22 protein-coding genes are annotated in these 25,242 nt (G+C 40.0%); 12 read left to right on the top strand and 10 right to left on the bottom strand.

What is annotated here, in order from left to right; all coding sequences use genetic code 11:
• The first annotated feature begins 109 nt into the window (after positions 1 to 109).
• Positions 110 to 1,630, top strand: coding sequence for a YifB family Mg chelatase-like AAA ATPase (locus GJS41_RS07465; protein ID WP_370515655.1), 1,521 nt, complete (start codon positions 110 to 112; stop codon positions 1,628 to 1,630).
• Here GJS41_RS07465 and GJS41_RS07460 read toward each other — a convergent pair whose 3' ends face one another.
• On the bottom strand, positions 1,631 to 2,227 hold the full coding sequence (locus GJS41_RS07460) for a histidine phosphatase family protein (protein WP_154246651.1): 597 nt from the start codon (positions 2,225 to 2,227) through the stop codon (positions 1,631 to 1,633).
• A 66-nt stretch (positions 2,228 to 2,293) separates the two neighbouring features.
• On the opposite strand from GJS41_RS07460, the gene GJS41_RS07455 reads away from it, so the two are divergent.
• The 3 genes from GJS41_RS07455 to GJS41_RS07445 are packed head-to-tail and all read left to right on the top strand — an operon-like array spanning position 2,294 to position 4,521.
• Positions 2,294 to 3,793 carry an aminotransferase class V-fold PLP-dependent enzyme gene (locus GJS41_RS07455; RefSeq protein WP_154246650.1) on the top strand — a complete coding sequence of 500 codons (1,500 nt, stop codon included), beginning with the start codon at positions 2,294 to 2,296 and terminating at the stop codon, positions 3,791 to 3,793.
• A gap of 54 nt (positions 3,794 to 3,847) precedes the next feature.
• Positions 3,848 to 4,141, top strand: a complete 294-nt coding sequence (locus tag GJS41_RS07450; protein WP_154247021.1) for a helix-turn-helix transcriptional regulator — start codon at positions 3,848 to 3,850, stop codon at positions 4,139 to 4,141.
• A complete protein-coding gene (locus tag GJS41_RS07445; RefSeq protein WP_154246649.1) occupies positions 4,138 to 4,521 on the top strand; it encodes a rhodanese-like domain-containing protein in 384 nt (127 codons plus the stop codon). Before GJS41_RS07450 ends, GJS41_RS07445 begins: the two co-directional genes overlap by 4 nt.
• 6 nt (positions 4,522 to 4,527) lie before the next feature.
• Here GJS41_RS07445 and GJS41_RS07440 read toward each other — a convergent pair whose 3' ends face one another.
• From GJS41_RS07440 to GJS41_RS07430, 3 genes are read right to left on the bottom strand one after another with little or no spacing between them, the layout of a single operon-like run.
• Complete coding sequence (locus tag GJS41_RS07440; RefSeq protein ID WP_154246648.1) at positions 4,528 to 5,757, bottom strand: hypothetical protein; 1,230 nt, start codon at positions 5,755 to 5,757, stop codon at positions 4,528 to 4,530.
• A 55-nt stretch (positions 5,758 to 5,812) separates the two neighbouring features.
• Positions 5,813 to 6,607, bottom strand: a complete 795-nt coding sequence (locus tag GJS41_RS07435) for an outer membrane lipoprotein-sorting protein (protein WP_154246647.1) — start codon at positions 6,605 to 6,607, stop codon at positions 5,813 to 5,815.
• A complete protein-coding gene (locus GJS41_RS07430) occupies positions 6,604 to 9,075 on the bottom strand; it encodes an RND family transporter (protein ID WP_154246646.1) in 2,472 nt (823 codons plus the stop codon). Before GJS41_RS07430 ends, GJS41_RS07435 begins: the two co-directional genes overlap by 4 nt.
• 255 nt (positions 9,076 to 9,330) lie before the next feature.
• Between GJS41_RS07430 and rep the strand changes: the two genes are divergently transcribed.
• Both rep and GJS41_RS11655 read left to right on the top strand, forming a co-directional pair.
• Positions 9,331 to 11,346, top strand: a complete 2,016-nt coding sequence (gene rep, locus GJS41_RS07425; protein WP_195758355.1) for a DNA helicase Rep — start codon at positions 9,331 to 9,333, stop codon at positions 11,344 to 11,346.
• A gap of 75 nt (positions 11,347 to 11,421) precedes the next feature.
• On the top strand, positions 11,422 to 11,715 hold the full coding sequence (locus GJS41_RS11655) for a DUF3817 domain-containing protein (protein ID WP_154246644.1): 294 nt from the start codon (positions 11,422 to 11,424) through the stop codon (positions 11,713 to 11,715).
• Between the two features lie 58 nt (positions 11,716 to 11,773).
• Here GJS41_RS11655 and fadA read toward each other — a convergent pair whose 3' ends face one another.
• Positions 11,774 to 12,940 carry an acetyl-CoA C-acyltransferase FadA gene (gene fadA, locus GJS41_RS07415; protein WP_154246643.1) on the bottom strand — a complete coding sequence of 389 codons (1,167 nt, stop codon included), beginning with the start codon at positions 12,938 to 12,940 and terminating at the stop codon, positions 11,774 to 11,776.
• An 18-nt stretch (positions 12,941 to 12,958) separates the two neighbouring features.
• Positions 12,959 to 15,112, bottom strand: coding sequence for a fatty acid oxidation complex subunit alpha FadB (gene fadB, locus GJS41_RS07410; protein WP_154246642.1), 2,154 nt, complete (start codon positions 15,110 to 15,112; stop codon positions 12,959 to 12,961).
• Positions 15,113 to 15,386: 274 nt separating this feature from the next.
• Between fadB and pepQ the strand changes: the two genes are divergently transcribed.
• Genes pepQ through GJS41_RS07390 form a run of 4 tightly spaced genes read left to right on the top strand, consistent with a single transcriptional unit; the run spans position 15,387 to position 17,959 of the window.
• The gene (gene pepQ, locus GJS41_RS07405) at positions 15,387 to 16,694 is read left to right on the top strand and encodes a Xaa-Pro dipeptidase (RefSeq protein WP_154246641.1); all 1,308 of its coding nucleotides are present in this window, start codon (positions 15,387 to 15,389) and stop codon (positions 16,692 to 16,694) included.
• A 5-nt stretch (positions 16,695 to 16,699) separates the two neighbouring features.
• Positions 16,700 to 17,347, top strand: a complete 648-nt coding sequence (locus GJS41_RS07400) for a YigZ family protein (protein WP_154246640.1) — start codon at positions 16,700 to 16,702, stop codon at positions 17,345 to 17,347.
• Between the two features lie 10 nt (positions 17,348 to 17,357).
• The gene (locus GJS41_RS07395; RefSeq protein WP_255473420.1) at positions 17,358 to 17,696 is read left to right on the top strand and encodes a SirB2 family protein; all 339 of its coding nucleotides are present in this window, start codon (positions 17,358 to 17,360) and stop codon (positions 17,694 to 17,696) included.
• A 26-nt stretch (positions 17,697 to 17,722) separates the two neighbouring features.
• Complete coding sequence (locus GJS41_RS07390; protein WP_154246638.1) at positions 17,723 to 17,959, top strand: accessory factor UbiK family protein; 237 nt, start codon at positions 17,723 to 17,725, stop codon at positions 17,957 to 17,959.
• A 24-nt stretch (positions 17,960 to 17,983) separates the two neighbouring features.
• On the opposite strand, the gene GJS41_RS07385 is transcribed toward GJS41_RS07390, so the two are convergent.
• A complete protein-coding gene (locus GJS41_RS07385; RefSeq protein ID WP_154246637.1) occupies positions 17,984 to 18,622 on the bottom strand; it encodes a DUF2959 domain-containing protein in 639 nt (212 codons plus the stop codon).
• Between the two features lie 165 nt (positions 18,623 to 18,787).
• Here GJS41_RS07385 and GJS41_RS07380 point away from each other — a divergent pair, with 165 nt between their 5' ends.
• On the top strand, positions 18,788 to 20,275 hold the full coding sequence (locus tag GJS41_RS07380) for a helicase HerA-like domain-containing protein (protein ID WP_154246636.1): 1,488 nt from the start codon (positions 18,788 to 18,790) through the stop codon (positions 20,273 to 20,275).
• Between the two features lie 66 nt (positions 20,276 to 20,341).
• Here GJS41_RS07380 and GJS41_RS07375 read toward each other — a convergent pair whose 3' ends face one another.
• Positions 20,342 to 20,542, bottom strand: a complete 201-nt coding sequence (locus GJS41_RS07375) for a dodecin family protein (RefSeq protein WP_154246635.1) — start codon at positions 20,540 to 20,542, stop codon at positions 20,342 to 20,344.
• 152 nt (positions 20,543 to 20,694) lie between these two features.
• Here GJS41_RS07375 and GJS41_RS07370 point away from each other — a divergent pair, with 152 nt between their 5' ends.
• A complete protein-coding gene (locus GJS41_RS07370; RefSeq protein WP_154246634.1) occupies positions 20,695 to 21,585 on the top strand; it encodes a PPK2 family polyphosphate kinase in 891 nt (296 codons plus the stop codon).
• Positions 21,586 to 21,587: 2 nt separating this feature from the next.
• Here the strand turns inward: GJS41_RS07370 and gyrB are convergent, their stop codons facing one another.
• Both gyrB and recF read right to left on the bottom strand, forming a co-directional pair.
• The gene (gene gyrB, locus GJS41_RS07365) at positions 21,588 to 24,011 is read right to left on the bottom strand and encodes a DNA topoisomerase (ATP-hydrolyzing) subunit B (protein ID WP_154246633.1); all 2,424 of its coding nucleotides are present in this window, start codon (positions 24,009 to 24,011) and stop codon (positions 21,588 to 21,590) included.
• An 85-nt stretch (positions 24,012 to 24,096) separates the two neighbouring features.
• Entirely contained in the window at positions 24,097 to 25,221 is a 1,125-nt protein-coding gene (gene recF, locus GJS41_RS07360) for a DNA replication/repair protein RecF (protein ID WP_154246632.1), read from the bottom strand.
• Positions 25,222 to 25,242: the final 21 nt, after the last annotated feature.

Below are 25,242 nucleotides of genomic sequence, written 5' to 3'. Positions count from 1 at the left end.
TTAAGTCTTTTCTTACAATCATTATAGCCTTTATCCTCAATATTACAGTCTTCTTATCTTCTATAATCTAGTTCTTGATCATTAATACAACTTACTCTAGGACAAAGGTGTGTCGTTAGCTATTGTTTATTCGCGAGCTGGAATTGGAATTGAAGCACCGTTAGTGACAGTGGAAGTACATTTATCTAACGGACTTCCCAGTTTAAGTATCGTAGGTTTGCCTGAAGCTGCGGTTAAAGAATCTAAAGATCGGGTGCGTTCGGCAATTATTAATTCCAATTTTGATTTCCCTGCACGACGTATCACCATTAATCTAGCTCCAGCAGATTTACCAAAAGAAGGTGGCCGTTTCGACTTACCCATTGCGCTGGGTATTTTAGCGGCGTCTGGTCAAATCGATAATGAAAGATTAGATCATTTTGAGTTTGTTGGTGAGCTTGCCTTAACCGGTGAGCTTCGAGCTGTTAAAGGAGTCTTACCAATCGGATTAGCATGTCAAGAAGCTAAGCGCACATTAATAGTACCTAAGCAAAACGCCCAAGAAGCAGGCATTATTCCAACGGTAAAAGCATTACAAGCCGATCACCTTTTACAGGTTTGCGATATGCTCAGTCATCAAACCCCACTGGCTGAGTGTCCTACACCTGATTATAACTATAAAGACAGTTCGCTGATCGATATTTCAGATGTCATTGCGCAGGAGTCGGCCAAGCGCGCTTTACTAATTTGTGCCAGCGGCAATCATCACCTCCTTTTTGTCGGTCCTCCTGGCACGGGCAAAAGTATGTTGGCTCATCGTTTACCCACTATCCTGACTAAAATGAATGAACAAGAAGCCAAAGAGTCCGCAGCTATTTATTCGGTGAGTCATTTTGGTTTTAATGCTCAACAGTTTTTTCAACGTAAAATTCGCTCTCCTCATCACTCCTGCTCTGCGCCAGCGTTAATTGGTGGTGGCAGCCAACCCAAGCCCGGAGAAATCTCATTAAGTCATAGGGGTGTTTTATTTCTTGATGAATTTACCGAGTTTGATCGGCATGTGTTAGATAACCTTCGCGAGCCCATGGAGTCAGGAAGAGTGACTATTTCGCGCGCTGCATCACAAATGGAATATCCTGCACGATTTTTATTGATCGCTGCCATGAATCCATGTCCATGCGGACACTTTGGGAATCCTAAAGCTCAATGCCGCTGTACGCCAGATCAAATCCGTCGTTATCTAGGTAAAATCTCTGGACCCATGTTAGATAGGATCGACTTGCAAGTTGAAGTGCCTTTGTTAACGGAAAAACAACTAACACTGGGTAATCCAGAAAATACTGCCTCTTCTACTGATTTACGTCAACAAGTAATACAATGCCAAAAAATCCAATACCAACGACAAGGGAAACTCAATGCTGAGCTAGAGTCGAAAGAACTTGATGAGTTTGCGCAACTCTCTAGCGACGCACAAGATTTGATGAGGCAGTCTTTAAAGCAACTCAATTTATCGGCGCGTTCTTACCATCGTATTATCAAAGTTGCTCGCACCATTGCTGACTTAACACTTTCAAAATCTATAGAGCCGCAACACATCAGTGAGACCTTAAGTTATCGCAAACTCGAACGCTATCTAGCGCAGCTACCTTAATTATTTTTTATCCGAAGAAAGTTTTTTTACCAAACTCGATTCACCTTTGAGGATTACCTGATAAAAGTGACTGTATTGGCTTTCATCCATAGGCTCTACTTTTTTATCTGATAATAAACTCGTTAATTGCGGCGTGGTATTGCTGTGACCTAAGATAATAAAGATACCCGTTTCTGATTTTAGTTTATCTGAGAACTCGCTGAGCTTTGAAGGATCATATATTTCTATCGGTATTTTTTTTGCTTTAGATAATGGCTCGGCAGTGGATAGAGTTCTTTGGTAATTAGTAGAATAAATCTTATCTATTTTTTTACCTTTTAAAATTTCTACTAAACGCTCAGCTCTTGCCTCACCTTCTTGAGTTAATTTTGGATCACGGGTGCCATCTTTTTGTTTTTCTGCATGCCTTATTAAGTAAAATTCGCTCTGGCTCTTATTGATCTGACAAGCCGCTGTTGAAGCTAGCAATACCACTAAGAATATAATTTTTACGACGGAGTAGATGCTTTTCATAATGCCAACGCTATTTTGCATATTAATCATTTTCTCAGTATAAACATTCCTAGTGATAATGTCAGAACCACTAAGATAAATCACGAATTTACTTGTGTTTAGCCCCCGTTTTGATACATTAGCTAAACTTAATATACTATTGTAACCCCCATGAGTTTAGAGCAATACTTCGCGCCTTTTCGCGACAATATCATTGGCCATAATCACCAATATCCAGAAAATAATAACCAAAAGATTATTTATGCTGATTGGATAGCTAGCGGTCGCTTATACCAACCGGTCGAAGACTATATTACTGGCCAGCTTGGTCCTTATGTTGCCAATACTCATACAGAAACAACCTTGACCGGCACTACCATGACTCATGCTTATCATGAAGCGCAAAAAGTCATTAAAGATCACGTCAATGCAAATTCAGATGATGTTTTGATTGCGGCTGGTTCTGGTATGACTTTAGTCATCAATAAATTTCAAAGAATGCTAGGCTTACGCATACCAGAAAAGTGGCGTGACCGAGTGACGATTAATGATCATGAGAAACCATTAGTGTTGATTACTCATATGGAGCACCACTCTAACCAAACCACATGGCATGAATGTGAGGTTACCGTTGAGATAATTAAATCTTGTGAAAAGGGCTGTCCTGATCTTGAACATATGCAAGAACTATTAGAACAATATAAAGATCGCCCTATCAAAATCGGCTCTTTTACTGCTTGCAGTAACGTTACGGGCATCAAAACGCCTTATCATAAAATGGCTGAAATCATGCACCAACATGGCGGCTTGTGTTTTATCGACTTTGCCGCCTCTGCCCCTTATGTCGACATTGATATGCATCCTCAAAATCCAGCACAAAAACTAGATGCTATCTTTATCTCACCACATAAATTTTTAGGCGGTCCTGGTTCAAGCGGTATTTTAGTGTTTGATAAACACCTTTACGATTGCGAGGTACCGGATCAACCTGGTGGCGGTACTGTCTCTTGGACTAACCCTTGGGGTGAGCATAAATTCTTTGATGATATTGAAGCGCGAGAAGATGGCGGAACCCCTGCATTTTTGCAAACCATTCGTGCGGCTTTAGCTATTAAAGTAAAAGAACAAATGGGCGTTAAAAACATTGTTGCTCGAGAAAAAGAACTGTGCGATTTTTTAATGACCGAGCTTTCCACAGTTCCCGGTTTAAATATTCTTGAAGCAGATAAAACTGATCGTTTATGTGTCATTTCATTTTATGTTTTAGGGTTACATCATAATTTAATCGTTCGCTTGTTAAATGATCGCTTCGGAGTGCAAACTCGTGGCGGCTGTTCTTGCGCCGGCACTTACGGACACATCCTATTGGATGTTGATCAAATCACTAGCCTTGAAATTACCAAGCGTATTGATCAAGGCGACTTAACCGATAAACCTGGTTGGGTTCGTATTTCTATGCATCCGACTAGCACTGATGCCGATGCACAAGCAGTTGTTGATGCCGTAAAAGCAGTGGTCGAAAATGCCGAAGAGTGGTCTAAAGATTATCAATTTGATAGCTGCTGTGGTGAGTTCAAGACAGTTGCTACCACCCGCTATAAAACGGTTAATGACTTTCAAGCATTACCTCAAAAGCCAAGCAAATTGGCCAGACTTTTAAATTTTAGCTAATACAAGGAATTTATCGTGACCCAAGCCGTTCAAAATTTTGGTATCACTAAAGAAATGATGGAAAACTCAGCACAAGCTGCCGCTTTGCTGAAAATATTATCCAATGAGCAGCGCTTATTAATTTTATGCATGCTGCACGAAAATGAACTGTCCGTCGGTCAACTCAATGAGATGATCCCAAACTTGAGTCAGTCCGCACTATCGCAACATTTATCCTTGTTGCGCAGAGAAGATCTAGTCGCTACGCGCAGAGATTCTCAAACCATTTATTATAAACTGGCATCATCTGATGCTGCCCGTATTATCCATTTAATGCATGAATTGTTCTGTTCGGAGGCTTGCCAATGAAACCTTGTATCGTTAACTATATGCAGACCGTCAAAAGTCAGATTACCGAAGTTACTATTGACGATTTACAAGCTGCTCTAGCGGAAGGCGCTTTAGTTTTTGATGTGCGCGAGCCGCAAGAACACTCACAAGGAGTGGTACCCGGAGCTCTGGCCATTCCAAGAGGTGTGCTTGAGTTTAACTTGTTCAATCTGCCGATGCTTAAAGATCTGAGCGAAGAAGCTGCATTTGATAAACCAGTTTATATCTACTGCGCTTCTGGTGGACGCTCTGCTTGCGCTGCCAACAGTTTGCAGCAAATCGGTTTTAATAGGGTCTTCTCTGTTGCCGGTGGTATCAAGGCTTGGACGGATTCTGGTAAACAGTTAATCAAGCCTTAAGCCATTTTAAAAAATATAACGGACTCTGAAATAAGCATTGGACGCTTTTTCAAATTGAGCAAAGAAAGTATTAGTCTCAGGCCCTCCAATTTGATTAATACCCAAAGTATAATTCCATTGATCATTTTGACGATAGTTTAGATTCCACCTTAAAAAGTAATCTTTATCGGTTAACGAATAAAAACTGAAGAGATTAAAGGTTAGCTTATCTTGTAATGCCGTATAACGAATTCTATTAGTTAACCAATCTCTGTTCTTTTCCGTTTCTAAGTTTGGCGTTGTAGAGTTGGCAATCAATTTAGCATAATCTTGAATCGACTCTCGATAAAGCTGAAAACCTATGTTTAATTTTGGCAACCATTCAGACTCGTAACCCACAAGATATTTGGTTAAAGAATTATTAACTAATGGATTATCGCCCTTTGGATCTTGCAAAGCATTTTCATAGGCAATTTCAAAATTAAAAATACCTCCCCCTAAAGCACTTCTTACACTAACACCTATGACATTGCGCTTATGAAAAGTTTGTTCAAAATTTGTTGTTAATCCCAAAGGTCGCTTATCAAATCCTTTGTAACCATAAACTGCATATTCTATACCTTTATGCTGTTTAAATAATCTAACGGCTATTTCGTCTGCGGATGGCTCTTGCTCATCAATCACATCTAAGCCACCAATATTTTGTCCAAGCTGCGGCGAAAAGAATGAAAATCTATCGCCGTTGATATAATCATCCGCTGCAAATTCCGGTGTCCAAACAAGATCAACATTTAGCAAGTCAAAGTAACTTGTTATCCTAATAGCGTTAGCTGCTGATTTAATATAAACATCATCGCGGCCATTAAAAAAAGTATTCCAAGCTTTTGGAAACTGATCATTCAGAAATAGCAGATCACCTGTTCCCCAAGTTGAAACCTGTCGCCCTATTTTAAAATCCGAATTGCCAAAAGCGCTAAAGTTTGCCGTTAATTCTCTAGCAACAAATCTCCACTTATTGAGCACACCGTCATAGCTAATATCTGTTTTTACTTTCCAAGTGAGGCTTTTCGTTTGCCATTCATTCTCTAAATAAAATCTAGCCTCATTAAGTGAAGCCTGATCATTAAATAGCAGATCTTTTTCAAACCGATTACCAAATCCATACTCTAAAAAGCCAATCCAACTGGATGATTCTTCTCCCCAATCATCCTCCCATAAGTCTTCTGCTGATTTTAATTTTCCGTTTAAGCAAAACATTAAACACAGTGCTGAAATTAATATTAGTACTTTTTTGCACATGAATTTTAAATGCTCACTTCTTAAATAAGCTTGCTGGAGGGTTACGCAATGAACGCTCGGTAAATAAATCTGCTGCAAGACCTATATTATAGTTAGGCGCCCTAAATTGAACTAAAGTATGGCTACCGGATTCATAATTACTAATTTTAGATTTAAAAACCGTTGGATAACCGTCCACATTTTTAACTTCTAAAATTTCTGCCTTTCGGTATAAAGCTTCACCTTTATAATAATCCATACTCATGGGTAACATAGTGCTTTTATCAATCACCATTTGATAATATGAAAACTCTACTTGCGATGGATCTTTCGGGGTTGCTTTTATTTGATATTCCTTATCCGTTTCGTTGATCAGCTCAAATTTATCTAAATTAATATTTCGACCAGATATATCTTCATAATAATAATCCGAACCGACAAAACTGGTTCGCTTGTCACTAGCGGCGACCCGCTTATCTAGATCTAAACCCGGAAAATACAGCCAGCGCTCATCTTCTGCTTCGACTTTTTTATTTACCAAGAACACCATATTTTTAACATCACTGGGTTTTTCAAAGACCACTAGAAAATCCTGGTTACCACCATTAACTACATCTTTTTTGAAAATATTAAATTGACGGAGCTGTTTTTCACCCTTTCTATCAATAATCTGCATTCTTGCTTTTCTTTGGGCATCATCTCCCGCGTAATAACAAGCTTGATAAGCATCTTCAACAATTTGCATCACTTTGTTGTTAGCATCCTTAGTTTTTGCAGTTGCCATTCCCATTAAACTGAAAATAGTTACTAATTTAATAAATAATTTCATAAAAGCTTTCCTCCCTTTGTCTTAAGACAAATTGGTAATAAGAACAAAGTCACTACTGCCGACACCGCCATAATGGTTGCTAAGAAAAATCCAACAGTCACGTACGGCATTAAGGGTGCCACTAATAAAGGGGTAAAGCCTATTGCGATCACAATGGCATTGCGACTAATTGCGGTTGCCGGTTCTTTAAACATTAAGCTAAAAGTCTTAGAAACGCTGCCTGTAGATTTATATAAATCACGACTTCGCTGTACAAAGTGAATTGCAAAATCTACCGATAGACCTAAAGTTAAGGCTGACAGTACCGCTATAGGCATATCGTAATCTTTTCCAATCCAGCCGATTAGTCCGTATATTGCGGTGATGGTAATAGTCAGTGGTAGCATTGCGATCAATCCTAACCAAACACTTCTAAACAATAACACCATCATGATGAAAACAACGGCAAAGGCACTTAACAAACTGGTTAACATGCCTTGCACCATTTCATCCTGCCAGACTTTGTTCAGATAGGTTTTGCCGGCCCATTTAGCGCTTATATTTCCAGGCAATGGATTCTTATCAAAGTATTCTTGCATTGCTTCAACAATAGTCGTCATATCTTGGTTGTCACCGCTTCTCATTTGCAACCAAATTACCGTGCTAGAATAATCTTTACTGCTTAAATGCCACAAGTCATGCGGCCTGTGCGAAGACTGATATTGCAATAATGCTTCAGCCACACCTGATTGCGAACTGGGCAATCTATAGTCTTTATCATCTCCAGATTTCAACTCACGCGTTACCGTTTTTACCGCATCGGCTAAACTCATGGTTTTCCCTACTAATCCTGTGTTAATTAAAGCTTGTTGCACCAACTCTACCGCTTTTAAGTTTTCAGGACTTTGAAATAACGCTACATTGGTTTTAAGTTGTTCCAAGGACTCAATCGCGCTTTCTATCTTTTGATCATCGCCTTTTTCAAATAACTCTTCTTCTAATTTCTGCAAGGCTTCATTAATCATAGTTCCAAGTGGTAACTCTTGGTTTATATCAACTCCATTGGCCTTAATGATTTCATCAACCCTAGTTCTTTCTGCTTCGAGATCCTTTTGCAAGACTAAATAAGCATCATAGGTTCCCGCAAAATGCTGATTTAAAACTTGATCCGCTACTCTAATTTTATGATCTGATTTGAACCAACGAGTTGGATTATCATTTATTTCAATTTTGCTAATGCCCCATGCCGATAAAGCAACAAGCAACACAAACCCGGTGACCAGCCACTTTGCATAATTAAAACTTGCACTGCCAATTTTAGGCAGCACAGTTTCTAATTTTGAAGCTGTCGTTTGAACTTTGCTTAAGGATTTTAATGCATCATCTTTCAAACTCATGAGATAGGCCGGCAAAAATATGATGGTTAATATAAACGCCAATAAAATTCCTATGGCCACAAAAGCGCCGAATACCTGTACTGGAGGTATTGGCGTTAACATCAATGATGCGAATCCGATAGCCGAGGTGAGGCTGGTATATAACATAGGCTTATAGAGCGCATTCACAACCTGCTTTATCACCAGTTCCTTATTACTGTTATTTTTAAACTTATCGGCAAATTCCGACATGATATGCACAGAGTCTACCACCGCTATTGGCATTAAGAATATCGGGATCATAGAACTCATAATATGCACGGTAAAACCCATGCCAATCATTAAGCCCATAATGATGATAACTGTTGCCATCGCAATGATCATCGGCGCTGCAATAAACTTTAAATTTCTAAAAAATACGAACAATAATACAAATATCATCGCTGCTGCTAAAGGCGCTGAGATCCCCATTTGTACAAACATTTCAAAACCAAAAGTATCTTCCGCTACTGGTAAACCGGTGATATGAAAATTCTCTTCTGATTCTAACTGACTAATTAAATATTCTATTTCTTTCGATATTCGATAACTTTCATCTTTATCTTTAATCGGTACGTAAATAGCTGCCGCTTGGTCATCAGCCGACACCAAGGTATTTCTAAATAAAGGTAATCTATCAACCGCAGCTTTTATTTGCTCGCTTTCAGCTATTGAGTCAGGCGCGCTTCTCATCAACCATTCAAAACGTAAAGCTCCATTATCTTGCGTGATATTATCGACGCTTTGCAAAGACATAAGATCAAGCGCAATCACACCGTCGATTTTCTCTATTTCTTGGCTTAAAGTTGCTATCGATTTGAGTGTCTCTGGCTGGTATACCGATGACTTATTATTGGTGACTAATCCCACAACAATCATGTCATGCAACTGAAACTGCTCTTTAACCTGATTATGGAAAACTCTTTCTGGCTGATCACTGGGCAGCATATTTTCTGGATCGGTATCGATCTGTATATTAAATATTAAGCCGCCGCAAATAAGGGACAAAGTTAGTAATAAGCCAAACACCCACTTTGGTTTATTAATAGCAAAGTTGAAAAGTTGCTCTTTCATTATTTTAATTAATGAGTCACGATGACTGGAGTATATATTAGAAATCACTAATATACAATTCTCTATCAAGCTACAATGAGGATTCCAAGAGATTCATTTTGATTACTTTATAGTCAAAGAGTCACTCTTTTCGGGCTAACTAGTTGATACTTGATCCATGATTTGAATTGCTCTCAAACTATTTCAAATATCTTTTTCAATAGCTGCTGAGGCTTGCTAAACTTGCCGCCTATCTTGTTAAGTAAATATAAAACATTGCACAAACTTAACCCCCGCCAACACGAAGCTTTAATCAATATCAGTGGACCATTATTGGTACTTGCTGGTGCTGGCAGTGGCAAAACCAGCGTTATCACCCGCAAAATGGTTTACCTTATTAAAGAAAAAGGTATTGCCGCTCGCAATATTGTTGCAATGACTTTTACCAATAAAGCCGCTCGCGAAATGAAACAGCGTGTCAGTAAGTTGGCTGGCTCCAATGCTACTCAAGGCCTAACCGTTTCCACCTTTCATAACTTTGGCTTAAATTTTATACGCCGTGAATACAAAGCATTGGGCATTAAACCTAACTTTACGATTTTTGATGATCAAGACTGTCTGGCCTTACTTAAAGATCTCGGGTTTCGAGAAGCTGAGTCTGACAAAGAATTATTACGCAAATTACAAGATCAAATATCCAGTTGGAAAAATGACCTCATTAGCGCTGACCAAGCTATTAACATTGCCAAAGATCAAGAACAGTTAATTTTTGCCAAGGTTTATGAAAAGTATGCTCGTAGTATGAAGGCATACAATGCTGTGGACTTTGATGATCTGATCATGATCCCGACATTATTACTGCGAGAAAATTCTAAGATTCGTGAAAAGTGGCAAAACAAAATTAAGTACTTGTTAGTCGATGAGTACCAAGATACCAATACTTCTCAATACGAATTGGTTAAATTATTGTGCGGTTCTTTTGGCAACTTCACGGTGGTTGGCGATGATGATCAGTCTATCTACTCCTGGCGTGGTGCACGACCCGAAAACTTAGAGTTGCTAGCAAAAGATTTTCCAAATTTAAAGGTCGTCAAACTTGAGCAAAACTATCGCTCTTACGGTCGTATCCTAAAAGCTGCCAATGTTTTGATTGATAACAATCCACACGTTTTTGAGAAGAAACTTTGGTCAGAAAAACCATACGGCGATATTTTAAAAGTAGTGACCTGCGCCGACGAGGAAGAAGAAGCTCAAAGAGTGGTCACTGAAATCTTAAGCCGCAAAGTCAAATATCGCGACTTACAATATTCTGACTTTGCGATTCTTTACCGAGGCAATCATCAAGCACGCATTTTTGAAAAAACTTTAATTGCCAATAAAGTGCCTTATAAAATTTCAGGCAGCACTTCGTTTTTTGCCCGCACTGAAATTAAAGACATCATGGCTTATTTGCGCTTAATGGTTAATCATGATGACGATAACGCTTTTTTAAGAATTGCTAACACTCCCAAAAGAAGCATCGGCCCTACAACTTTAGAAAAGCTTGGTACCTACGCCTCGAAACGTCAAGTAAGCATGTTTCAAGCGGCTACCGAAATTGGATTAGAGCAATATTTACAAGGCGCTGGTTTAGATGCCGTTAAGCGCTTTGTGAAAACTGTCGGTATGGCTGCTGACAATGCCCAGCGTGGTGATGCCATTGGCGTTATCCACGAGCTTATTTCTAAAATTGGCTACCACTCTTATTTGCATGAATCATCGAGCACACCCAAAGCTGCTGAATTCCGTTGGAACAATATTCAGGAATTACTCGGTTGGGTTGAAAAGTATGTTGATGAAAACGAACATGACGAGAATCCTTTTTCTGCCGCAGTGACTAATTTAATGTTAAGGGATATGCTCGATCGCGAAGAAGAGGAAGAATCGGATAATAACCAAGTACAACTGATGACTTTACACGCCTCAAAAGGTCTAGAGTTTAATCATGTTTATCTCGTTGGTATGGAAGAAGAATTACTGCCGCATAAAAGCAGTATCGAGATGGACGATATTGAAGAAGAGCGTCGCCTTACTTATGTAGGCATTACCCGCGCGCAAAAAACCTTAACTTTTACTTTGTGCAAGAAACGTAATCGCTTTGGCGAATTAATTAACTGCGAGCCCAGCCGTTTCCTCGATGAGATTCCCGAAGACGATCTAGATTGGGATCTGAAAAGAAAACCACTCACCGAAGAAGAACAAGAAGAGCTAGCAGGCGATAATCTAGCAATGCTGAAATCACTTTTTTCATAATTTAAGAGCATACGATCGAATATGGGTATTCTTATGGTGTGTGTAAATAATCACAATCAGAAAAGGTTATAAGGTTTGAAATATTTTAGAATAATAAGTTTCGTTGAGGGTTTATCTTATTTGATAATACTGTGCGTCACCTTTGGGCTTATCAGTAGAGACTATGTATTTCCTCTTGGCGCAGGTCATGGAGCTCTATTTATTCTTTACCTAATCTTATCTCTTCAGGCTTCGCATAAACAGAAGTGGTCAATAATAACTTGGCTTCTTATATTTTTAGCATCAATAGTTCCATTTGCGTTTATTGTAGTTGATACATTTCTGAAAAGAGAAATACTCAAAGATGAAGCAGCTCAAACCAACACATAACGAGCTGCTATTCCAATAAAAAGCCCGCATTAAGCGGGCTTTTTTATTAAACAATAATCTAATTCAAACGCTGGAATATGGTTGCAATGCCTTGGCCTAAACCAATACACATAGTGGCAACACCAATCTCTTTATCCTTAGCTTCCATTAATCGTAACAGCGTCGTCGAGATTCTTGAGCCGGAACAACCTAGTGGGTGACCTAGAGCAATTGCACCGCCGTTAAGATTCACTTTATCTTCCCAACCGGTGCGCATACCTAAACCATCTAACACCGCAATCGATTGAGCAGCAAAAGCTTCATTCAATTCGAATAAATCAATATCGCTTAACTCCATCTTAGCACGCTTTAGTGCTTTCTTAACCGCTGGCACTGGACCAAAACCCATAATTGATGGATCACAACCTGCCACACCCATAGAAAGAATTTTAGCAATTGGTTTTAATCCTAACGCATCAGCTTTAGCACGTGACATGACTAACATGGCTGAAGCGCCATCAGAAATCGCTGAAGAAGTAGCCGCTGTTACAGAACCATTTTTTGGATCAAACACTGGACGTAATTTTGCTAAATCTTCAACTGTCGATTCTGGACGAATGACTTCATCAAAATCGAAAAGTTTTAAAGCACCATTTTCGTCATGTGCTTCCATCGGTAAAATTTCAGCTTTAAAGCCGCCATTTAAGGTTGCTTGATGCGCTAGCTGATGCGAGCGGTAACCAAACTCGTCTTGCTCTTGACGCGAAACCTTATGAATTTGCGCCAGCATTTCTGCGGTTAAACCCATCATACCCGCTGCTTTAGCTGTGTACTTCGCAAGCTCTGGATCAAAATCAATACCATGATTCATTGGTACGTGACCCATGTGCTCGACACCACCAATGATAAATACGTCGCCATCGCCAACCATTATTGAGTGGGCTGCGGTATGCAATGCTTGCATCGATGAACCGCATAAACGGTTAACCGTTTGACCCGCTACAGTATGCGGTAAATCCGTTTTTAACATAGCATTTCTTGCAATATTAAAACCTTGTTCTAGTGTCTGCTGAACACAACCCCAGATAACGTCTTCCACATCTGCCGGGTCTAAGGCGTCGTTACGATCCAATAAACCCTGCATTAAACGTGCAGATAGCTCTTCCGCGCGAGTATTTCTAAACATACCACCTTTCGAACGTCCCATAGGAGAACGAATTGCGTCTACTATTACTACTTCATTCATTTCAAATGCTCCTAGATCTTATCCGTAAAAGGTTTCGTTATTCTTTGCCATTTCCAACATACGCTCTGTTGGCTTATAAGCATTACCAAGGTGACTATAGCTATTAGCCAAATCGACAATTGCTTGCATACCTTGATCGTCCACATACTTGAATACACCACCTCTAAACGGTGGGAAGCCTAATCCATAGATTAGCGCCATATCGCCTTCGGCTGGAGTTGCAATAATGCCTTCCTCCAAACAGCGAATGGTTTCAATAATCATCGGCAACATGGTGCGAGCAATAATCTCTTCATCAGAAAACTCTTTAGCATCCGCACACACAGACTTTAATAACTCATAAGTTTTAGGATCGGCTTCTTTAGTCGGGCGGCCACGTTTATCTTTGCCATAAACATAGAAACCTGAGCCAGATTTTTGGCCATAACGTCCTTCTTCAAACATTACATCGATCGCATCTTTTTCTTCTTTACTCATGCGATCTGGGAAACCATCTGCCATAACGGCCGCAGCATGCTTACCTGTATCCATGCCCACCACATCTAACAAATAAGCGGGACCCATTGGCCAGCCAAATTTCTTATGCATGATTTTGTCAGCTTGTTGGAAATCACAACCGTCGCGTAATAACTTAGTAAAGCCGCCAAAATATGGGAATAAAACACGGTTAACAAAAAAGCCTGGGCAATCGTTTACAACAACAGGTGATTTACCCATAGCCGAAGCGTAAGCAACGACACTAGCAACGGTTTCTTCCGAAGTATCTTTGCCGCGAATAACTTCAACCAATGGCATCTTATGTACTGGATTAAAAAAGTGCATGCCACAGAATTTTTCTGGACGCTTTAATGACGCTGCTAAACTATCAATTGAAATAGTCGAAGTGTTAGAACAAATGATCGCATCTTCAGGCATCATTGATTCTACTTCGGACAATACCGCCGCTTTCACTTTTGGATTTTCGACAACCGCTTCAACCACTATGTCCGTATGTTTTATTTCATCATAACTTAAAGTTGGTTTAATGCTAGCAACGCCTTGCGCCATTTGCTCGTTAGTAATTTTTTTGTACTTAACGCCTTTACCAAATAAACCTATCGCTTCTTTCATGCCTAAGTCTAAAGCAGCTTGATTGATATCTTTCATAATGGCAGGAACACCACGCGAAGCAGACTGATAAGCAATACCGCCGCCCATAATGCCAGCGCCTAACACAGTTGCTGAGCCAATTTTCTTATCGGCTGTTTTTGCAGCGATTTTCGCTTTCTTCTTTAATACTTGATCATTTAAGAACAACTGAATTAAAGAAGAAGCTTGTTCTGTTAAGGCCATATCTGCGAAAGCTTCGTGCTCAACTTTAATCGCTTCTTCAAGCGGTAAGTAGGCTGACTTTTCAATAATCTCAACGCCCTTTACTGGTGCTGGATAATGAGGGCCTGCTTGTCCGGCAATAAAACCTTTTGAGGTCATAAATGACATCGCAGCTTCCATACGATTTAACTGTAAAGGTGATTTCTTTTCTGCTCGACGCGAATGCCAATCTAATTTTCCAGCCGCTGCGTCTAATAACATTGCTTCAGTAGCTGCAAATAATTTGTCTGAAGGAACCACTGCATCTAAAGCGCCCATCTTTAAAGCTAAGTCAGCTTTATGACCTTTACCTGTGGCTAACCATTCGAAAGCATTATCCGGACCAATGACTCTTGCTAATCTAACACTACCACCAAAACCTGGAACTAAACCGAGTTTTGATTCTGGTAAACCTACTTGCGCTTTTGGCGAGCCTACGCGCAAATCACAAGTCAGACACATCTCAAGACCGCCACCAAAAGCAATGCCATCGATCGCTGCCGCTGTAGGGTATGGTAAGTCTTCGAAACCTGTGAAAATATCATTGGCTTTTACTAACCATTCCACTAGCTGTTCGCGTCCAGAAGAAAATAACTCATTAAATTCTGTGATATCAGCGCCAACAATAAAGACTGGCTTTGCGCTGGTTGCCATGACCGCTTTTACGCCATCATGATCTTTTAAAATTTGGGTAACTTGTTTCCACTCTTCTAAGGTAGTGCGATCAAACTTATTAACCGATTCACTTTGATTATCGAAGCGCATTTCAGCAACACCTGAGTCATGCAAAACACACTGTATCGATTGGCCTTCAAATAACATTCTTATTCTCCGCATTGTCCGTTAATCACTAACAGAAAACAGCCAAAAGGCTGCCGCAGTAGATAATCTCTACTGATTTCATCGTTTATAATACTTCTAAGATAGACCCATCAGTGTACTGCTGGTGAATAGTCGGTACAAGGGTCAAATCTGGTCTGACCAATAATAGCCAACTTTTCTTACAAACAAAAGGAATAAAGCAATTAATGGCTATTGGGTCAGCCGTGCTTTTCTGAAATAATGGGGCATTATTAGTCACCTTTAGGTTTTGCGGATGCAAACATTATTCAGTAACCATATAGAAGTTATTACCGATCGCTATTTTCAGGCGATGCAAAAACACGGCTTTGATCACCTGCTTATACCTGCAGGCTCATTGCTTGAGGTTTTTCTGGATGATAATAAATATCCTTTTAAGGCTAACTTCCACTTCTTAAGTTTTGTCCCTCTACCGAACATCCATGACAGCTGCCTAATCTTAACTCCTGGCAAGAAGCCAGTTTTATGTTTTTACCAGCCGATTGATTTTTGGCACCTTGTTGCTGGTGATCCTGAAGGTTACTGGGTTGAGCACTTTGACATCAAAATGATGCGTCAAAAAGATGAGGTACGAGGTTATATGCCTTCCAATGGCAATATCGCCTTTATTGGCGAAATGGTTGCTCCTTATCAAGATGACGATTTTGACGCCATCAACCCAATGGGGTTAATCCACGAGATCAATTGGCATAGAGCTCGCAAAACCAGTTACGAAATTGAATGCTCTTCCCGTGCTAATCAAATGGCCGCTGCCGGTCATTTAGCCGCTAAAGAAATGTTTTATAACAATGGCTCTGAGCTTGAGATCCATTTAGCTTATCAGTTAGCAGTTGGACAAAATGAAAGTGAGTTACCTTACAGCTCAATTGTCGGTTTAAATGAACATGCTTCGATTTTGCATTATGTAAACTATGAAGCTAAAAGCCCTTCTGAACATCGCTCTTTCTTGATTGACGCCGGCGCTCGCTATAATGGTTATGCCGCAGACATCACTCGAACTTATGCTAAGGAAGATAATGAGTTTGCAGAACTGATCCAAGATGTGAACACCGCACAAATGGCTTTAAACGAGAAAGTGAAGCCGGGTGACTCTTACATTGATTTACATGCCCGCTATCACTTTGACGTAGCAAAGCTTTTAGCAAAATATGGTTTATCTAGCATGTCTCCAGAGTCTATGGTTGAGGCCGGTGTTACCAGTACTTTCTTTCCTCATGGCTTAGGTCATCAAATTGGTCTACAAGTACATGATGTTGGCGGACACCAAGCCAATATTGAGGGCGACACAGCACCGCCACCTGCCGAATATCCATTTTTAAGAAATACTCGAACCATGGAAGCAGGTCAAATACTGACGATAGAGCCTGGTTTATATTTTATTGACTCTTTATTAGGCGATCTCAAAAATAGCGAGCATGCCGCTAGCATGAACTGGTCTAAGATCGAAAGCTTTATGCCTTTTGGTGGTATCCGCATTGAAGATGATATTTTGGTAACCGCTTCAGGACATCGCAACCTTACTCGTGAATTCCTGCCAGAATAATACCCATGGCAAAAACCTCCAATTATTCGGTACCGAAGCAACACTTTGGTATCGAATCCCCTTTTCAAGTTGAAGAGATCATCAAAGGTAGTCGTTTTATTACTAGGGTAATTTTTGCACCTGAAGTCTCAACTGCTAAATCTTTTATCAAGCACCTTAATCAAGTCGAGCCAGATGCTACTCATCATTGCTGGTCTTATATAGTAGCCAACCCTAAAAGTACTACCCTGATGGCGTGCTCTGACGATGGTGAACCTAGCGGTACGGCCGGCATGCCAATGCTGAACGTGCTGAAATACGGGGATATTGGTGATATTTGTACTATAGTCACCCGTTATTATGGCGGTACCAAATTAGGTACCGGCGGTTTGGCACGCGCCTATGGGGGTGGCGTCAAACTCGCGCTTGAGTCGTTACCTACTCAGGAAAGAGTCTTTACGGAAGCTTTATGTTTGCAATGCGCTTATGATCTTCAGCCACAAATTGAATACCTGTTAAAAGAACATCAAGCGGATATAAAACAACTCGATTTTTCTGCACAAGTTGATTTTAAGGTTGAAGTGCCTCAAGATCAGCTTGAATCATTACTTAACAGTTTTGAAGCTTATCAAAATAAAAACCAACTCGAGGTAAACCATGTACCTAGGCCTTAAACACTTACATATGACATTGGCAATTATCAGCATCTTAGGATTTGTGCTGCGTGGCATTTGGCTTTTCAGCAACAGTCAATTGTTAGCTAAGAAGCCGGTGAAAATTCTTCCACATATTATTGATACCATTTTATTGGCTAGCGGTATTACATTAATGGTTATGAGCTCACAATACCCCGCTATTTTTAATTGGGTCACCTTAAAACTTGTGTTTATTGTTGCTTACATTGCCTTTGGGATATTCACTTTCAAAGCTCAAGCCAAAAATAAACAAGTGCTCTTCTTTTTACTGGCCTTAGGTTCAGTTATGGCGGTTTTGCATTTAGCGTTTTCAAAACCCTTATTTTAGCTATTTATTCTTCATAGGATTTTATGATGATTGATTCAAAAACAATTGATGAACTTGCTACTAAACTTTCCAGCTTAGTCCCTGAAAGCCTAAAAAATGCTGGTGATGATCTTGGCAAGCAATTTAAGCAGGCTTTACAGTCTGGCTTAGCCAAAATGGATTTAGTCACCCGTGAAGAGTTCGACGCTCAAACCAAAGTGCTTGAGCGCACTCGTGAAAAGCTAGAAGCATTAGAGAAAAAAGTATCGTCTTTAGAGGACTAATTAAAGTCCTCTATACTTCAATTTTTAACTTTCCATATTTTTAATGAAACGATTAGCTTCATCAATCGATAGGTTCATTTCTTGAATCAAACTTGCAACATTCGATTCAATCCCTGAAAGCTCATCCTTTAAAGAGGCAATGGCTCGGGCATTGAGGTTATGCTTTAAAAATAAAACCTGATCATTAAATACTGTTAATACTGGTTTTATTGAATTTTCAGCTTTGCGCATTGCGCTTATCAAGCCTGCATACTGACGGCGAGTTTCATAGAGCTGAACCTGACTTTTTCTTTTCAATTCGGGATTAGAATACTGGTTTAATTCTTCTCCCCACTCTTGAAATAACTTTTCAGCAACATATTCAACGCTGTCGATTCTTTTGGTCACATCTTCAGCGCTTTCTTTGCTAACTTCGTATTGTTCATTTAACCGATTATAAGTTTTTTCTAACTCGCCGCCATTAAACTTGACCACACTTTGAAATTCTTGCAGCGCTGACTCAAATTGTTCTTTGGCGTCAAGTTGTGCATCTCTAGCTTTTTCGATACGACTTACTAAAACATCTCTTTTTTCAAAGCCTAATTGCTCTAACGCACCTAACTTGACCGTTTCACAAGCAGTGGCAAACATTAGTATGATTAATACCGCGATAACTCTTTTCATTTCAATACTCACTTCAATCAGATGGATTTATTATATGGCTAATATCACTTTACTCCAATCCAGCGGTAGCTATTTTATAGTCTTTTACGCTTTTCTTATGTTCTACGCTTGCGTTTTTGGCATCTTAAGTTAATCTTGATACAAATAAATATCGATGGAATACCCATGCTACTGATTGGCGGCAACCCAGAACAAAAGCACATTCAGCTCAACCCAAAGATGGCGAATCGTCACGGCTTAATTGCTGGTGCTACCGGTACCGGTAAAACCGTAACGCTGCAAGTGTTAGCAGAAGGCTTCTCCAAAATGGGCGTGCCTGTCTTTACAGCCGATGTTAAAGGTGATCTCTCAGGTGTTGCAGCTAAAGCGAACCCTCATCCAAAAATTGATGAACGAATTGAAAAGATTGGTATTAAGGACTATGAAGCAGATACTAATCCCGTTATTTTTTGGGATGTTTTCGGAAAACATGGCCACCCAGTAAGAACTACCATTTCTGAGATGGGTCCTATCCTTCTAGCCAATCTTTTGGAGCTTAATGACACCCAAGAAGGTGTACTGCATATTGCATTTGATATCGCTGATGAACAAGGTTTATTGCTCCTCGATATAAAAGATGTTCGCGCTATGTTGAACTGGGTTGCAGACAATCGTAAAGAGATCATGCGTGAGTACGGCAATGTTTCTCCTCAATCAGTTGCCGCAATAGTCCGTAAACTACTGGTTTTAGAAAATGCTGGGGGAGATCAATTCTTTGGCGAGCCCGCTTTAGATATCCGCGATATGATGCGTATTGATCATACTGGAAAAGGCTTGATCAATATTTTGCACTCTAAAGAGTTAATGCTGAATCCGCGTATCTATTCGACTTTCTTACTTTGGATGCTTTCTGAACTATTTGAAGAGCTGGAAGAAGTTGGTGATCCAGACAAACCCCGTTTAGTCTTTTTCTTTGATGAAGCTCATTTGTTATTTAAAAAAGCTCCTAAAGCTTTATTAGAACGTATTGAACAAGTGGTTCGACTCATACGCTCAAAAGGTGTTGGCGTTTTCTTTATCACGCAACATCCCACTGATATCCCTGAAGGCGTTTTAGGTCAATTAGGTAATCGCATTCAGCACGCTCTGCGTGCATTCACTCCCAAAGATTTTAAAGCCGTTAAAACTGCTGCAGAAACTTTCAGGCCGAATCCAAAACTTGACTCTGAAGAGTTGATCACAACTTTAGGCGTTGGAGAAGCATTGGTCTCCGTTTTAGATGAAAAAGGACGCCCCTCTATAGTAGAGCAAACTCTTATTTGCCCACCAGAGTCTCGCATAGGGCCGCTGAACGCAAAGGAGCGCAAAAAAGTTCGTCAGTCATCTCCCGTCGCTGGTCTTTATGATAAATCAGTCGATAGAGAGTCTGCCTATGAAGTTTTATTAGATAAAGAAAAGAAATTACAAGAGCGACAAGATCGCGAAATGAAAGAAGCCAAAAAGCGTCGCGAAGCTGAAGAAAAAGCTAAAGCAGCTGCCAAGAAAAAACGCACTGGCTCAAAACGACAAACCAATTCGGAGACTTTTGTAAAAACCCTAATTCGAACAGTTTCATCGGGTATTGGTCGTAAATTAGTTCGTGGAATTTTGGGCGGCTTACTTGGTGGAAAATAGAACTGACAAACACTTCACCCAAAAAAGGAGCTAAACAGCTCCTTTTTCAATAATACCAAAAACTAACTATTTTAGTATAAATGTAATCTTCATAACTACACGGAAACCAACCACTTCACCATCTTCGATGACAGCCTGCTGATCTTTTACCCACGCCGACTTTACGTTGTCTAAAGTTTTGTTGGCGCGTTTAACACCTTTAACAACAGCATCTTCAAAGCTTTTTTTAGAATCTGAAATAATTTCCGTTACGCGTGCTACTGACATTCTTTTATCCTCTTTAGTAATGAATGAAACTAATTTAATACTACTCTTTTTCATTAGCGCTGCAAGCCAGTTAGTTTAAATTTTGTAAAATGTTTGATTTTGTTCAAGTTTTTATGATTTCATAGCTTATTATTCGAATAATGTTAATCGCTATGTTCAATACTATTGATCATCCTTTTTTAGTTCCTACTGATGGCTCATTTTCTTTAAAGCAATCTACAACATCGATTTCAAGCAGTAAAACTGAAAAAGATATTAAGCAAGATTTGCGTCAAGATCAGAAAGATCTCGACGACTTACAACGATTGCTATACGCCCACAATCAGTTTTCCGTTTTATTGGTGTTTCAAGCAATGGATGCGGCTGGGAAAGACTCAACCATTCGAGCCGTACTTAAAGGTATCGATCCAGCAGGATGTCAGGCGTTTAGCTTCAAACAACCCTCTAAAGAAGAACTAGATCACGATTTTTTGTGGCGTACAGCTAAATCCCTTCCTGAGCGTGGTCGAATTGGTGTTTTTAATCGTAGTTATTATGAAGAAGTTCTTGTGGTCAAAGTACATCCTGAGTATCTAGCTGGTCAAAGACTACCTTATCAGCCTAATATTTCCGATAACGCTGCTATGAACAAATTCTGGAATGATCGCTACGAGTCTATCATCGATCATGAAAAGCATTTAGCAAGAAATGGCACTATTGTTTTAAAGTTCTTCCTGAATGTTTCACGTGAAGAGCAGCATCGCCGCTTTTTATCACGGATTGAAAACCCGAAGAAGAACTGGAAATTTTCTGATTCTGATTTAGCTGAAAGTGCTTTGTGGGATAAATATCAAGAAGCATACCAAAAAGTCTTAAATACAACCTCAAAGCCATGGGCACCCTGGTATGCTATACCGGCAGATAACAAACCTTTAATGAGGCATATGGTGTGCGAAGTAATTCGTGACAATCTATTGCAATTGAATTTACAGTACCCTCAACTCAATGATGAGGATACTGCAAAATTACAAAGCTACAAAGAACAGCTGATAATTACTGAATAAGTTTATACGTCCAAATTCGCTACAGACAAGGCGTTAGACTCAATAAACTCACGCCTTGGCTCTACTTGATCACCCATCAGCGTGGTGAATAACTGATCAGCGCCAACCGCATCTTCAATAGTTACTTGCAGCATACGGCGTGTTTCAGGGTCCATAGTGGTCTCCCACAATTGATCAGGGTTCATCTCACCCAAACCTTTATAACGCTGGATATGCTGTCCACGACGAGCTTCATTCATAAGCCAATCCAGCGCTTGGTTGAAACTCGATATTTCCTGGATTTTTTCTCCACGTTGCACATAAGCGCCTTCTTGCAACAGATCCGAAAGCTCTTCACCCAAACTAGTGATTTTTCTATAATCATGAGAATTAAAGAAGTCTGTAGAGAGTAAGTAATCACTTTCAACCCCGTGATTAATCATCTTGATATGCGGCAAATAATGATCTAACTCATTATCTTTACGCACGTTTAACTCATAACGAACAGCCCCTGAACGGTTATCTGTATTTAATAATTCTCCTAGCTTTTCCGTCCAAACGGTAACTTTAGATTCATTGGTTAAATCGTCTGCAACTAGTTTTTCATGGTATATCAGTTGATCTAAAATCTGAGCTGGATACAGTCGAGATAGGCGTCGAATAGTGCCTTTTACTAAACGGTAATCAGTAACCAATTTTTCAAGACCAGGACCTGAAATGGCTGGAGACTCCTTATTAATATAAAGCTCCGTGTTAGTAAGCGCCAACTGCGTCAAATATTGCTCTAACGCTTCATCATCTTTAAGGTATTGTTCTTGCTTACCTTTCTTAATCTTATACAAAGGTGGCTGAGCAATATAAACGTAACCTCGCTCTATTAATTCAGGAACCTGCCTGTAGAAGAAGGTCAACAATAACGTTCTAATGTGAGCACCATCCACATCCGCATCAGTCATAATGATGATGCGATGATAACGGGTTTTATCAGGATCAAACTCTTCACGGCCAATACCACAACCTAAAGCAGTAATTAAGGTGCCCACCTCTTGTGAAGATAACATCTTGTCGAAACGCGCTTTCTCAACATTTAAGATCTTACCTTTAAGCGGCAAAATCGCTTGGTTCTTACGATCACGCCCTTGCTTGGCGGAACCACCCGCAGAGTCACCCTCCACAATATAAAGTTCTGATAATGCAGGATCTTTTTCCTGGCAGTCTGCCAGTTTGCCCGGTAAGCCCGCGATATCCAGCGCACCCTTACGACGGGTCATCTCACGAGCTTTTCGTGCTGCTTCTCGCGCTCTAGATGCGTCAATCATCTTGTTAATAACAGTCTTAGCATCCTGTGGGTTTTCCAATAAGAAATCCTTTAAGTGCTCCCCCATAGCCTGCTCTACTGCCGTTTTAACTTCACTAGAAACCAACTTGTCTTTGGTTTGAGAGCTAAACTTTGGATCCGGTACTTTAACCGAAACGACTGCTGCCAAACCTTCTCGCGCATCATCGCCAGTAGTTTGAACTTTACCTTTCTTGTTATAACCCTCTGTTTCCATAAAGTTATTCAAACTTCTGGTCAAAGCGCCTTTAAACCCTGCTAGGTGAGTACCACCATCTCGCTGCGGGATATTATTAGTAAAGCAATAAATATTCTCTTGGAATGAATCATTCCATTGCATTGAAACTTCTACCGTAATGCCATCTTCACGTTCTTGGGTAAAGTGGAATACTTTCTCATGGATCGGTGTTTTCTTTTCATTGATAAAGGCAACGAAAGCACTAATACCGCCATCATATTTGAAATGCTCTTGCTGACCAGAGCGCTCATCAATTAACTGAATACTTACCCCTGAATTCAGGAAAGACAGCTCTCTTAAGCGTTTTGCTAAAATATCGTAGTGGAATTTAATATTAGTAAATGTCTCTTCACTCGGCTTAAAGCGAACTTCGGTACCTGTTGTTTTAGCATCGCCAACGACTTTTAACGGCTCTTGTGGTTCACCATGCACATACAGCTGTTCATGGCGCTTGCCTTCACGGCGAATGATTAGTTTTAATTCTACTGATAAAGCATTAACCACTGAAACACCCACACCGTGTAAACCGCCGGAAACTTTGTAGGAATTGTCATCAAATTTACCGCCAGCGTGTAACACTGTAAGAATAACCTCAGCAGCAGAACGACCCTCTTCTTCATGAATTTCTGTAGGAATACCGCGGCCATTATCTTTGACCGAAACTGACTCATCAGGATGAATGGTCACAATGATGTCAGAACAATAGCCAGCTAACGCCTCATCGATAGAGTTATCAACTACCTCAAACACCATATGGTGTAAGCCAGTACCGTCATCGGTGTCACCGATATACATACCGGGGCGTTTGCGTACTGCATCTAAACCTTTAAGAACTTTAATACTCGAGGAGTCGTAATTGGTCTCTTCTGACATTGTCTATTCCTATTAATATAATCTGTTGTTTTAATCTATTGCACTAGCCAATCAAAAAAAACAGCTAGTTTTATTATGGTTGTTATCAATTTTCACTATTGTTATTTTCAGAGCTATCTACTTCCGCAATAGCGCCATGTTCCACGTGGAACACCTTTGCCTTATTATACCCTTTTATCAACCTTTTGAGGGGATCTAAATGCACCGAAGTGATAAATATTTGCTGATTTTCTGGTTGATTGGCAAGAAAGTCTAACAGTATTTTTTGATGATTGATATCAAGCTCCGCACCTATATCATCCAGCAAGAAAACAGGATTAACCTGCTTCAATTGTTGCATCAACTTCAATTGAGAAAGCTTCAAAGCTATTGTTACTAATTTCTGTTGACCGCGGGATAATTGTTCAGCCGCAGCCTTACCATTAATTAAAATCCTTAAATCTGCCTTTTGTATACTAGAATGGGTGAACCCAGTTTTAACATCAACACCGAACTGTCGTTCTAATATAACCTCCAGCGATTCGTCTGACTTCCAACCAGGATACAAGTAAAAAGAAGACTCGAGCTGAGGTAAGAACTGCTTCAGTATCTTTTGGTAAATAGGCTCTAAGGCAAATAGGTAATCTTTACGCTTTTCTTGAATCGCATAGGATAATGGAACTAGCTGCGAGTCCCAGGATTTAATAACCTCATAAGACTTACCATGACTTTGCTTTAGAGCTTGGTTTCTTTGTTTGAGTACTTTCAAGGCTCTGTGCCAATCATATAAGAAACTATGTTCCACGTGGAACACCCCCCAATCCAAAAGCTTTCTTCGCCCGCTCGGCCCGCGAGTTAGCAGCTCGTATTGTTCAGGAGCCAATATTTGCATAGGTAATGACTTGCTCAGTTCGCTGAGCTTAGTGACTTTTTCGCCATCGATCTTAATCTGGATATCGCCACTGCGCTCGCGCATTAAGCCAATTTTTCGATTGTTGGCATTCTCAGTGAAGCTGGCAAACAAGGTAAAAGCATCAGTGTTATCGGTTATGACTTTGGCATGTCTGGCAGTTCGAAAGGAACGACCATTACCTAAAGTGTAAATAGCCTCTAGCAAGCTGCTTTTACCAGCGCCATTTTGTCCGTAGAAAATATTGAGGCCGTCTGAGAAGTTAAGCTGGCAGCTTCGGATATTACGAAGCTGCTTAATGTTTAGTGATTGGATCTGCATGATCCGAACTTAGGAATGTTA

Origin of the sequence: Kangiella sp. HZ709 (genome assembly GCF_009674675.1) — a bacterium.
Taxonomy (GTDB): Bacteria; Pseudomonadota; Gammaproteobacteria; order Enterobacterales; family Kangiellaceae; genus Kangiella.
This window is presented reverse-complemented; position numbering and strand designations above follow the sequence as displayed.